The 12,217-nt window shown below is 48.3% G+C and carries 10 protein-coding genes and 1 pseudogene; 1 reads left to right on the forward strand and 10 read right to left on the reverse strand.

Going from position 1 to position 12,217, the window contains the following annotated elements; genetic code table 11:
• Positions 1-19: 19 nt before the first annotated feature.
• The 8 genes from truB to AC04Q6_RS16095 are packed head-to-tail and all read right to left on the reverse strand — an operon-like array spanning position 20 to position 7,274.
• Complete coding sequence (truB, locus tag AC04Q6_RS16060) at positions 20-910, reverse strand: tRNA pseudouridine(55) synthase TruB (protein ID WP_417028713.1); 891 nt, start codon at positions 908-910, stop codon at positions 20-22.
• 6 nt (positions 911-916) lie between these two features.
• The gene (locus tag AC04Q6_RS16065; RefSeq protein ID WP_118071170.1) at positions 917-1,873 is read right to left on the reverse strand and encodes a DHH family phosphoesterase; all 957 of its coding nucleotides are present in this window, start codon (positions 1,871-1,873) and stop codon (positions 917-919) included.
• A 9-nt stretch (positions 1,874-1,882) separates the two neighbouring features.
• The gene (gene rbfA, locus AC04Q6_RS16070) at positions 1,883-2,251 is read right to left on the reverse strand and encodes a 30S ribosome-binding factor RbfA (protein ID WP_021977119.1); all 369 of its coding nucleotides are present in this window, start codon (positions 2,249-2,251) and stop codon (positions 1,883-1,885) included.
• Between the two features lie 12 nt (positions 2,252-2,263).
• Positions 2,264-4,948, reverse strand: a complete 2,685-nt coding sequence (gene infB, locus AC04Q6_RS16075; protein WP_118071139.1) for a translation initiation factor IF-2 — start codon at positions 4,946-4,948, stop codon at positions 2,264-2,266.
• Between the two features lie 42 nt (positions 4,949-4,990).
• Positions 4,991-5,308, reverse strand: coding sequence for a L7Ae/L30e/S12e/Gadd45 family ribosomal protein (locus AC04Q6_RS16080; protein ID WP_021977121.1), 318 nt, complete (start codon positions 5,306-5,308; stop codon positions 4,991-4,993).
• Positions 5,295-5,573, reverse strand: a complete 279-nt coding sequence (gene rnpM / locus AC04Q6_RS16085; RefSeq protein ID WP_021977122.1) for an RNase P modulator RnpM — start codon at positions 5,571-5,573, stop codon at positions 5,295-5,297. Before rnpM ends, AC04Q6_RS16080 begins: the two co-directional genes overlap by 14 nt.
• A complete protein-coding gene (gene nusA / locus AC04Q6_RS16090) occupies positions 5,573-6,766 on the reverse strand; it encodes a transcription termination factor NusA (protein WP_476389774.1) in 1,194 nt (397 codons plus the stop codon). Before nusA ends, rnpM begins: the two co-directional genes overlap by 1 nt.
• A gap of 43 nt (positions 6,767-6,809) precedes the next feature.
• Positions 6,810-7,274 (reverse strand): ribosome maturation factor RimP, encoded by a 465-nt coding sequence (locus AC04Q6_RS16095; RefSeq protein WP_118062602.1) that lies wholly within the window; start codon positions 7,272-7,274, stop codon positions 6,810-6,812.
• Between the two features lie 256 nt (positions 7,275-7,530).
• Here AC04Q6_RS16095 and AC04Q6_RS16100 point away from each other — a divergent pair, with 256 nt between their 5' ends.
• Positions 7,531-7,671, forward strand: coding sequence for a hypothetical protein (locus AC04Q6_RS16100; protein ID WP_178087498.1), 141 nt, complete (start codon positions 7,531-7,533; stop codon positions 7,669-7,671).
• Positions 7,672-7,741: 70 nt separating this feature from the next.
• On the opposite strand, the pseudogene AC04Q6_RS16105 reads toward AC04Q6_RS16100, so the two are convergent.
• Positions 7,742-9,989, reverse strand: a pseudogene (locus AC04Q6_RS16105) (DNA gyrase/topoisomerase IV subunit A).
• Positions 9,990-10,086: 97 nt separating this feature from the next.
• Positions 10,087-12,012 carry a DNA gyrase/topoisomerase IV subunit B gene (locus tag AC04Q6_RS16110; protein ID WP_118062658.1) on the reverse strand — a complete coding sequence of 642 codons (1,926 nt, stop codon included), beginning with the start codon at positions 12,010-12,012 and terminating at the stop codon, positions 10,087-10,089.
• Positions 12,013-12,217 lie beyond the last annotated feature (205 nt).

Here is a 12,217-nt window from a genome sequence, read left to right on the forward strand (position 1 = left end):
GCAAGTTTTTGTAAAAAATTTATACAAAGAACATGCGGACGGGAACATATTTCTGTTTTCTTTCATCCCAGCCGTATATTCCTGTGAAGTTTCCGCTGCTTTTATACATCCGGACTTTTTCTTCCCTGCTGCCGCCCTGTACCAGTTCTTCCGGAACTGGATTTCCATTACCAAGAAGCCTGTCTCCTTCCGGTGTACAGATAAGCGCCGGATACATGGAAAGTACATCTTCAATAGAAACGATTTTTTCGCCGATGGTTCCGTTGGCAACCGCTTCTTCCACCTGGGAAAGTGTCATGCTCTCTTCCAGTGTGAAATTCCCGGACTGGGTCCGAAGAAGCTCTTCCATGGCACCGCCACAGCCTAATTTTTCTCCGATATCATTGCAAAGTGTACGGATATAGGTTCCCTTGCTGCAGGTAACGCTGATACGTACCAGCGGGAGATCCATATCCAGTATCCTTATCTCATAAAAAACCACAGGGCGCGGTTTGCGCTCTATGGTTTTTCCTTCTCTGGCCAGCTCGTAAAGCTTCTTTCCACCCACTTTCAGAGCAGAATACATCGGCGGAACCTGCATCTGTTCTCCCACAAAAGAAGCAACCGTTTCCCGGACTTCCTCCTCTGTAACCGTTACCGGTTTCTCGGAAAGAATTGTTCCTGTCATGTCCTGGGTATCTGTGGAAACGCCCAGCCTTAAGACTGCCTCGTATGTTTTTTCTTTCTCTGTAAGAAGCTCTACCAGACGGGTTCCCCTTCCAAGGGCAACGGGAAGTACTCCCTCTGCTGCCGGGTCCAGCGTTCCCGTATGGCCAATCTTTTTCATGTGGAGAATTCCACGCAGCTTTGCAACCACATCATGAGAGGTATAACCTTTTTCCTTACGGATCACAAGTATTCCATCCATGATTTGTTTCTACTCCTCTGCAAGCTGTTTTTCAATCTCAGCGGTAAGGTTGTTGATCACATCGTACATGGAACCCTGCATATCACAGCCGGCTGCACGCACATGTCCGCCGCCTCCGAAAAACACGGCAATCCTGCTCACATCCACCTTTCCGTTGGAACGGAGAGACACTTTAAAGAGCTGCGTCTCCATCTCATAGATAAAGATCGCAACCTCCACACCTGCGGTAAGGCGGAGCTGGCTTACGATTCCCTCCAGATCCTTTCCTTCCACACCGTAGAAATCCATCTCCCGTCTTTTCAGATATCCGACTACGCATTTGCCATCCTGGAGCAGAATGCTCTCTGCCAGCACACGGCCCATAACCTGATTCTGAAGGTATGTTTTCTGGTAAAAGGACTCATCGATGATCCTGCTGAAATCAAATCCTGTTTTCATCAGTTCACCGGCGATCCTCATGGTTTCCGGTGTTGTGGAAGAATACTGGAACACGCCGGTGTCATGTGCCATTCCCGTATAAATCGGAACCGCAATGGAACGGTCGATCTTATCTGCATCCAGAAGTCCGTAAAGAACTTCACATGCGGAACCGACGTCGCCCCTTACATGATTGACATCTGCAAATCCCCTATTGCTTACATGATGGTCAATGCATGCGGTCTTTTTTGCCGTGTCAAAATACTTTCCGGCAACAGCAAGGCGATCCAGTGCGCTGACATCACAGGTGATAAAAAGATCATACTCTTTCTCTTCTTCTGCTTCTGTCTTAACCTCATCCATTCTGTCGATGTAATCAAATACAGGCTTCGGCTGTTCCAGATAGACATCTGCCTCAATATCCGGAAAATATTCCCGGATATAAAGGTACAGAGCCATACAGGAACCGATACAGTCTCCATCCGGACGGATGTGGCCGCCAATGCCTACAGTTTTTACATTTTCCAGTATTTCTGAAATGTTTTTCATTTTTTCCACCTATTCCTCTGTTTCCATCCCACTCATTACGTCATTGATCTTCTTTGACATATTTACGCCATATTCGATGGACTCATCCAGAACAAAACGGATCTCCGGCGTATTGCGAAGGTTCAGTCTTCTGGCCAGCTCTCTCCGGATATAGCCCTCTGCGTTCTTTAATCCACGGATGGTGGAATCTTTGGCCTGCTTTTCGCCAAGTACACTGATGTAGGCTTTGCAGGTTTTAAGATCCGGTGCCACCTCCACGGCTGTCACAGAAGTCATCGGATGAATTCTGGGGTCCTTGATCTCGCTGTGTATGATGGTGCTGAGTTCTTTAAGAACCGCACCATTCACACGTGTATTTTTAATGCTGTTTTTTCTCATTACAAGTCACTCCTATCTTGGTACCTCTACCATGATATATGCTTCGACTTTATCTTCTTCTTTAACATCGTTGAAGTCGTTGAATACAAGACCACACTCATATCCTGCACGGACTTCCTTAACGTCATCTTTAAATCTCTTCAGGGATGCAAGCTCACCCTCAAAGATCTGGTCCTCACCTCTTGTGATACGAACCTTGCAGTTACGCTGGAATGTACCATCCAGTACATAGCTTCCTGCGATGGTTCCCACACCAGATGCCTTGAACAGCTGACGTACTTCTGCGTGGCCGATAACTTTCTCCTCGAATACCGGATCCAGCATACCTTTCATGGCTGCCTCCACATCCTCGATTGCCTGGTAGATAACCTTGTAAAGTCGAAGGTCAACGCCCTCCTGCTCAGCAAGCTGTTTTGCTGTGGTATCCGGACGTACGTTAAATCCGATGATGATGGCATTGGATGTTGCGGCAAGGCTGACATCAGACTCATTGATGGCACCTACACCTCCATGGATCACCTTAACGATAACTTCCTCGTTGGAAAGTTTGGTAAGGCTCTGTTTTACAGCCTCAACAGATCCCTGTACATCGGCTTTGACAATGATCGGAAGCTCTTTAAGGTCGCTTGCCTGGATCTGATCAAACAGGTTATCCAGAGAAAGTTTGCCCTTGGTCTCCTCAAGAAGACGGCTCTTGTTCTCTGTAACGAATGCGCCTGCAAAGTTCTTGGCTTCTTTGTCGCTCTCGAAGGACATCAGGATCTCACCTGCATTTGGAACGTCGCCAAGACCAAGGATCTCAACCGGAGTGGACGGGCCTGCCTCTTTAACGCGGCGTCCCTTGTCATCCATCATTGCACGGACTTTACCGTTACATGCACCTGCTGCAATGAAATCTCCTACATGGAGAGTACCTTTCTGAACAAGGATGGTAGCAACCGGTCCTTTACCTTTATCAAGCTGAGCCTCGATAACAAGACCTCTTGCCTCACGGTTCGGGTTTGCTTTCAGCTCGGAAACCTCAGCAGTAAGAAGGATCATCTCAAGAAGGCTCTCGATTCCTTCTCCTGTATGTGCGGATACCGGAACGAAGATGGTGCTTCCGCCCCAGTCCTCAGGGATCAGTTCATACTCGGAAAGTTCCTGTTTTACACGCTCTACATTTGCGCTTGGTTTATCGATTTTGTTGATGGCAACGATGATCTCAACGCCTGCTGCTTTTGCATGGCTGATGGCCTCTACAGTCTGCGGCATGACGCCATCGTCTGCGGCAACGACCAGAACTGCGATATCCGTAGCGTTGGCACCACGCATACGCATAGCTGTAAATGCCTCATGTCCCGGTGTATCCAGGAATGTGATCTTCTGGCCTTTGATGTTTACCACGTAAGCACCGATGTGCTGTGTGATTCCGCCGGCCTCGCCTCTGGTTACGTTTGTATTACGGATCGCATCCAGAAGAGATGTTTTACCATGGTCAACGTGACCCATGACGCAGACTACCGGAGGTCTTGGAACCATATCGTCCTCATCCTCTTCATCCTCTTTGAGGAGTTCTGCGATCACGTCTACTTTTTCCTCTTTCTCGGCAATGATATCAAAGCCAAGTGCGATCTCCTCTGCCTTGTCAAAGTCGATCTCCTGGTTTACGGTTACCATGACGCCTTCCATGAAAAGTTTCTTAACGATCACAGATGGCTGCATCTTCATAGCGTCCGCAAGCTCACGGATGGTAAGCTTCTCAGGAATGGTGATCTCCTTGATCTCAGGTTTCTTCTCTTCCTGCTTCGGCTGTGGATTCGGTTTCTGAAGTGCTTTCGGGATTCTGGAATTCGGTCTGCGTCCACCCTGATTTGGTCTGCGTCCGCCCTGGCCGCCTTTCTCGAAATCTTTCTTCTTGTTCTTGTTCTCTCTGTCACGCTCACGCTTGCTGTCCTTGGATGTCTTGGTCAGCTCCGGAGTAAATACGGAATCGGAAGAACTGCTTTTTCTCTGTCCCGGACGTGCTCCGCCCTGGCCGCCGCGGTTCTGACCGCCGAAACGGTTATCTCCGCCTCTTCCGCCTTCAGAACGTCCACCCTGGCCGCCCTGGCCACGGTTTGCTCCGCCGCCGAAACGGTTTCCGCCATCTCTGCCTTCGAAGCGTCCGCCCTGACCGCCCTGGCCACGGTTTGCTCCACCGCCGAAACGGTTTCCGCCTCTTCCGTCATTCTGACGTGGTCCTCTGTTTCCTTCACCCTGTCTTGCCGGACGTCCCTCACCATTCTGGGAACGGTTTCCACCAAAACGGTTTCCACCGTCTCTTCTTCCCTCGAAGCTTCTTCCGTCACGGTTGCCGTCTCTTCTTCCTTCCGGACGATTACCCTGCGGTCTTCCGCCCTGAGTACGGTTTGCTCCGCCCTGAGAGTTTCTCTGCTCGCCGGATTCGTTATTTCTTGTACCCTGGCCTGCCGGACGCTGTCCGCCGTTCTGGGAACGTGCCGGGCCTTTTTTCTCGCCTGCTGCCGGTTTTCTTCTTCCTTTACCGCCGTCGCTGGCATTCTGTGCATGGAATACACGGATGATATTTTTTTTCTTTTTCGGTGCCTCAGACTTGTTGCCCTCTGCGTTCACCGTTGTTGTCTTTTCTTCTGTTTTTGGAGTATCCAATTGTCTATATTGCTCCTTTCCCGATCTGCTGAATTTATCTTTTATCATTATTATCGTCAAACCTCCTTACAGACGCCTGTATCATGCAGGTTATCTGCCGGATTCTTTTTCCAGCTCCTTCATGATCGCCTTTGCAAAATTTTCGTCCTGCACGGCAAGGCTGGCACGGAATTCTTTGCCCATTGCTCTGCCCAGGCTCTCTTTGTCTGAAAGGAAATATAACGGAACTTCGTAATAGGTACACATATTCCGAAATTTCTTTTTTGTGTTTTCGGAGGCATCATCTGCCACCAGTGCCAGGAAACCTTTTCCTGTTTTTACGGATTTCTCTGTGGAAAATTCTCCGCTCACTGTTTTTCCTGCTTTTGTCGCAAGTCCGATGAGTGATAAAACCTTACTGTTTTTCAATTGACTCAAACTCCTTCTTGAGGTTCTGATACACTTCATCCGGAACTGCCATTTTCAAGGAACGCTCCAGGCCGTGGTTTTTGATGGCCTTTTCCAGGCATTCCTCTGAGAAACAAAGGTATGCGCCGCGTCCGTTTTTCTTACCTGTAGCGTCCAGGATGATCTCATTCTCTGATGTTTTGAGAACTCGTATCATTTCCTTTTTGCTTTTCATTTCCCTGCAGCCGGTACACTGACGCATGGGAATCTTGGTTCTCGTTTTCATTATTCTTCGGCATCTCCATCTGCTGTTTCTTCAGCTTCTGTTTCTGTCTCTTCTGTATCTTCCTCTGTTTCCGGAATTTCTTCGGAAACAGCCTCTTCTGTCATTTCGTCCTCTGCTTCTTCGTGTTCCTCATCGTAATCATCGTAGAAGTCACCGGACTCTCTTGCCTGTGTCTCGCTCTTGATGTCGATCTTGAATCCTGTAAGTCTTGCAGCAAGACGTGCGTTCTGTCCCTCTTTACCGATGGCAAGGGAAAGCTGATAATCCGGAACTACAACCAGTGCAGTCTTCTCATCCGGATCTGCCATAACTGCGATAACTTTTGCAGGGCTTAATGCGTTCTCGATAAGGATTGCCGGGTTCTCATCCCAGTTGATGATATCGATCTTCTCACCGTGAAGTTCGTTGACAACCGCACCTACACGTGCGCCGTTCATACCGACACATGCTCCCACAGCATCTACATCCGGATCGTTACTCCATACGGCGATCTTGGTACGGGAACCTGCCTCACGGGCAATGCTCTTGATCTCAACGGTACCATCTCTTACCTCTGCAACCTCGGACTCGAAAAGTCTCTTTACAAGGCCAGGATGTGTTCTGGAAACAAGGATACGTGGTCCCTTCGGTGTATCCTTTACCTCAAGGATGTAAACCTTTACTCGCTCAGTCGGCTGGAATGTCTCGCCTTTTACCTGCTCGTTCTCTGTGAGGACTGCGTCTGCCTTACCGAGGTTGATGCTGACATTTTTGCCCATTACTCTCTGAACAATACCGGTTACTACTTCTTTTTCGATTCCGTAGTACTGATCGTAGAGAACTTTGCGCTCTTCCTCACGAATCTTCTGAAGAATGACGTTCTTTGCGTTCTGGGTTGCGATACGTCCGAATTCCTTGGACTGGATCTCAACTTTCATAACATCACCGATCTCTGCGTTGGTGTTTGTTTTCTGTGCATCCACCAGAGAAATCTCAAGGGCCGGGTCCTCCACATGCTCTACAACAGTTCTGTCAGCGTAAACACTGAAATCACAGGTCTCCGGATCGATCATAACGTGAACGTTATCTGCCTTTCCGAAATGATTCTTCCATGCCTGGATCAGTGACTGCTCAATTGCCTCCAGCAGTGTATCCTTACTGATGTTTTTCTCTTTTTCGAGAACGTCCAGCGCGTCTCTTAAATCTCTGCTCATTTTCCTTTTTTTCCTCCTGAATTTTTACAGATTCGATTCTCTTTTAGAATTCGATTGCAAGACGAATCAGGGCGATATCTTTTTTATCAAAAGTGCGTTCTGTGCCGTCTTCATCGATTGTCACACTGTTACTATCATATGCATTTAAAATACCGCAGAATTCTTTCTGCTTCTCGATCGGCCGGTAGGTACGGATCTCCACCAGCTTGCCAAGGCTTCTCTTAAAGTCTTTCTCTTTCTTAAGAGGCCGGTCAAGTCCCGGAGAACTGATCTCCATAATGTAGCTGTCTTCGATGAAATCCTGCTCATCCAGGATATCGCTGAATGCACGGCTTACGTCCTCGCAGTCATTGACTGTGATTCCGCCCGGCTTGTCGATATAACCTCTGAGATACCAGGTTCCAGCTTCCTTGACATACTCCACATCTACCAGTTCAAAGCCCTTGGACTCTACGATCGGTGTAAGGATCGCCTCTGCTTTCTGTTCATATTCTTCCCGTCTGCTCATGCTTCCCACCTGCCTTTCTTACTTCTGCCTGTTTCTGAACAAATTCCTTCTCAGCAAATAGGAGCGGGCTCTCGCCCACTCCTATGCCAACAAGTTCTTAGTTTCGTTCATTGTAACACCAATGTCTGTTAAATGCAAGTATTAATTGCGATTTCCGGTTTTTGTGGTTTTTGTACATCCAACGTGCTATCTCTTATGATAATCTCCCGTTCTCCATCTCATACACCACATCTGCCACGTTCATGGTGGAGACTCTGTGGGATACCAGGACTACAGTGCGGCGGGTGGTGTCTTCTTTCAGGGACTTGAGGATGATGCCTTCGTAGAGCTGACCTTTGTCTACGTATTTCAGGGAGGAGAGCCTTCCCCTCATATCTGCCCGTCAAACCGGGAATGAGCGTGCATCTCACGAATGGTCAGTTCCAGCCAGATCACCGTAGGCTGTGAGATGGATGGCGGGGTGGTGATCAGATTCTCGGCTTCACACCTTTGGTGTCTCGCTTGGCGAGTTTGACTTTGTTGAGTACGTATGGTTTGTCGTGGTAGGTAATGGCATACTCCTGCCTGCTTTCCAAAAGATACGCATGGTGGATCCGGTCTTCACCGGTAAGCTTCATGCCGCGGACACCCATAGCGTTTTTCTTAGTGACGGAGATCTCGGTTTTCATGATACGGAGAAAGTAACCCTTTTCAGACTGGAACACAACCTGATCCATCTCATCGGCTGCTCCTACGAATACCAGGCGGTCATCCTCTGCAAGCTTGGTGGAAACAATGGTACGCTTGGAAGCACGGAACTCTTCTCCTTTTACCAGCTTGCACATGCCATTCTCTGTAACAAAGAGCACTGTGGAGGCTGCCACCTGGCTCAGCGGTGCCACATAAAGGATTTGCTCGGAAGTACTATCATAATTACCCAGATTATCTGCCGGAACACCTTTATCACGGAAACGTACCAGCGGGATATCCTCTGCCTTCACTGTGTGGAGCTTGCCGGTATCTGTAAAGATACAGATCTTGTCCGTATTCATGCAGGTAAAGACATAGCGGCTCTCTGCATGAGCGGCATCCTTATTACGCTCGTAGGCATTCTTGTCAATGAGACGCATATATCCGAAACGATCCATCAGGAAGCAGACTTCGGTCTCTTCCATCTTCTTCTCCTCATAAACAGCTTCCTCTGCGTTTTCAATGGAAGTCTTACGCTTACTGCCGTATTCCTTCTTGATCTGATCCAGTTCACCCATGATCACTGCTGCCATGGAGTCATAATTATTCAGGATATCCTCATAAGCAGCAATGTTCTTCATGGTTTCCTCATGCTCCTTCATCAGAGCATCGATCTCCAGACCGATCAGCTTGTAAAGACAGCATGTCCAGGATAGCTGCGGCCTGTTTTTCTGTGAATTTCAGGGTTTTTGCCGCTTTTTCGGAGGTCTTGGTCTTGAATTTAATCCCTTCTGTGATACCATCGGTCAGGCATTTCTTTACCTGGTCACGGCTCTTGCTGCCGCGGAGGATCTCAATAATCAGATCAATAACATCGCAAGCCTTGATCAGACCTTCCTGGATCTCACGCTTCTCCTGTTCCTTGGCAAGAAGGGTGGTGTACTTTCTGGAATTTACTTCGAAAACAAAATCAACATGATGGGCAATGATCTGCTTCAGTCCCAGGGTCTCCGGTCTTCCGTCTGCAACTGCCAGCATATTGACACCGAAAGTATCCTCCAGTCTGGTCTTCTTGTAGAGCATATTGGTAAGGTTCTCCACATCTGCGTCGCGCTTCAGTTCCAGAACGATACGGATTCCCTCCTTAGATGACTGGTTGGAAATGTCCACGATATCTGTAGTCTTCTTGGTTTCCACCAGAGTTGCGATATCATTGAGGAATTTTCCGATGTTGGCGCCGATCATGGTGTAGGGAATCTCTGTGATCACCAGCTGCTGACGACCACCCTTCAACTTCTCTATTTCTACCCGTCCGCGGATACGGAGCTTGCCTGTTCCGGATTCGTAGATTTTTACAAGGTCGTCCTTATTTACTACGATACCACCTGTCGGAAAATCCGGGCCCTTGAGATAACGCATCAGCCCACGGGTGCTGATATCATTGTTCTTCATGTATGCCTTCACTGCATCTACTACTTCACCCAGATTGTGAGGTGGGATGCTGGTGGCCATACCTACAGCGATTCCGTCGGCTCCGTTTACCAGAAGGTTAGGGATTCTTACCGGAAGCACTACCGGTTCTTTCTCTGTCTCGTCGAAGTTCGGCATAAAGTCCACAACGTTCTTATCAAGATCTTCCAGAAAAACCTCCTGGGTCAGCTTCTCAAGACGTGCCTCTGTGTATCGCATGGCTGCGGCTCCGTCTCCCTCAATGGAACCAAAGTTTCCATGTCCGTCAACCAGTGTACGACCTTTCTTAAATTCCTGCGCCATGACTACAAGAGCATCATAAATAGAACTGTCACCGTGAGGATGATATTTACCCATGGTATCTCCTACGATACGGGCACATTTACGGTACGGGCGGTCGTAACGGATGCCCAGCTCATACATATCGTAAAGGGTCCGGCGCTGTACCGGCTTCAGTCCGTCACGTACATCCGGCAGTGCTCTGGAAATGATAACGCTCATGGCGTAATCGATATATGATTTCTGCATGATCTCCGCATAATCGGTGCGGATGATATTGTCCTGTTTCGTATTCATAGTTTATTCTCCCAATTTTGATCCGTTGGTGCCAGTCTGCATTCGATCCATTCATGGATGCCCTGCCCTCCGGCTTCGACATTTCTCCCTGCTGTTATCAGATATCCAGCTCTGCATCCGTTGCATGCTCATAGATAAACGCCTTACGTGGCGGAACATCGCTTCCCATCAGGATTTCTGTCACATCAGAAGCCATGCGGGCATCTTCGATCTCCACACGTTTCATCATCCTGGTTTCCGGATTCAGAGTCGTCTCCCACAGCTGCTGGGCGTCCATCTCTCCCAGACCTTTATATCTCTGAAGGGTAAAACTTCCAGGTTTATGGCTCCGGCGGTATTTCTCCAGGGCCTTGTCATCGTAAAGATATTCCTCCTGTCCCTTCTTGGGCATTACTTTATAAAGAGGCGGCATGGCAATGTATACATGTCCCTCATAGATCAGTTCCGGCATAAAACGGTAGAATAATGTCAGAAGCAGCGTGGAGATATGTGCTCCGTCCACATCGGCATCGGCCATGATCACAATCTTATCGTAACGGAGTTTGGTAATATCGAAATCGTTTCCATATCCTTCGGAAAAGCCGCATCCAAAAGCGTTGATCATGGTCTTGATCTCCGCATTGGCCAGTACCTTGTCGATGGTGGCCTTCTCTACATTGAGGATCTTACCGCGGATAGGCAGGATAGCCTGATAGTTACGGTCTCTGGCAGTCTTGGCAGAACCGCCGGCGGAATCTCCCTCTACAATAAAGATCTCGCAGAGAGACGGATCTTTCTTCTCACAGTTGGCCAGCTTGCCGTTGGAATCAAAAGAGTATTTCTGCTTGGTGAGAAGATTGGTCTTGGCACGTTCTTCCGTCTTACGGATCTTGGCCGCTTTTTCCGCACAGGAAAGTACTGTCTTCAGTGTTTCCAGGTTTCGGTCAAAGAAGAGTACCAGCTGTTCCCCTGTCACTTTACCGGTGGCTCTGGACGCATCCTGGTTGTCCAGCTTGGTCTTGGTCTGGCCCTCAAAACGGGGTGCCGGATGTTTGATGGAGACAACGGCTGTCATACCATTTCGGATATCTGCGCCTGTAAAATTGGGATCTTTATCCTTCAGCACACCGATCTCACGTGCGTAAGTGTTCATTACGGTTGTAAAGGTTGTCTTAAAACCGGTCAGATGTGTTCCGCCTTCTGCATTGTAGATATTGTTACAGAATCCAAGGACGTTCTCACGGAATTCATTGGTAAACTGAAAAGCTATCTCCACCTGGATTCCGTCTGCCTCTCCTTTAAAGTAGACCGGATCATGAAGTGGTTGTGCGTTCTTATTGAGATCACGGATAAATCCCACGATTCCCTCCGGCTCATGATACTGGATATCTTCGATCATATCCCCTCTTCGGTCCTCAAAATGGATCGTAAGTTCCGGGTTCAGGTAAGCAGTCTCGTGAAGACGGCTCTTTACATCGGCTGCCCCGAATCTTGTTTTCTCAAAGATCTCCGGGTCCGGAAGGAAGTTCACACAGGTTCCGGTTCCTCTGGTTTTCCCCAGCTTCGGGAGAAGTCCTGCTTCCAGTTCAATGGTAGGGATTCCTCTCTCATAGTGGTCATGATGTACATAGCCGTCACGGCTGATCTTAATATCCAGATAGGTGGACAATGCATTTACAACCGAAGAGCCCACGCCATGAAGTCCACCGCTTGTCTTATATGCGGAATTATCAAACTTACCACCTGCATGAAGAGTTGTAAAAACAAGTCGTTCCGCTGACACGCCCTTGGCATGCATATCTACCGGGATTCCTCGTCCGTTATCTTCTACTGTACAGGAACCGTCCTTCTCAAGAACTACATGGATCAGGCTGCAATATCCTGCAAGGTGCTCGTCTACCGCATTGTCTACGATCTCATATATCAGATGGTTCAGTCCCTTTCTGGATACGCTTCCGATGTACATACCGGGGCGCTTTCGTACGGCCTCGAGGCCTTCCAGGACAGAGATACTGTCCGCATCATAAGTGTCTTTTTTTGCCATTCCACTGATTCCTTTCTTTTTCTTTTCGAACATTTGTTTGTATTATATCAGAAATTTGCTTTTTCGTAAAGCAGACATTTATATTCCTACTATATTATATAGTTACTATATTGATTTCTGTAAAATATTCCTTTTTTCTTTTCACAGTGTAGCAGCTCAGGAAATCTGTCTGTCCGGCAAGCAGATATTCGCACCTCCGCCGGGG

It is taken from the genome of Blautia sp. HA9023, from assembly GCF_056504095.1.

Coding starts and splice junctions, on each gene's coding strand:
- AC04Q6_RS16110 (WP_118062658.1), bottom strand. CDS start 12,012: ATGGCAAAAAAAGACACTTATGATGCGGACAGTATCTCTGTCCTGGAA.
- rnpM (WP_021977122.1), bottom strand. CDS start 5,573: ATGAAAACGAGAACCAAGATTCCCATGCGTCAGTGTACCGGCTGCAGG.
- AC04Q6_RS16065 (WP_118071170.1), bottom strand. CDS start 1,873: ATGAAAAACATTTCAGAAATACTGGAAAATGTAAAAACTGTAGGCATT.
- AC04Q6_RS16095 (WP_118062602.1), bottom strand. CDS start 7,274: ATGAGCAGACGGGAAGAATATGAACAGAAAGCAGAGGCGATCCTTACA.
- nusA (WP_476389774.1), bottom strand. CDS start 6,766: ATGAGCAGAGATTTAAGAGACGCGCTGGACGTTCTCGAAAAAGAGAAA.
- infB (WP_118071139.1), bottom strand. CDS start 4,948: ATGATAAAAGATAAATTCAGCAGATCGGGAAAGGAGCAATATAGACAA.
- rbfA (WP_021977119.1), bottom strand. CDS start 2,251: ATGAGAAAAAACAGCATTAAAAATACACGTGTGAATGGTGCGGTTCTT.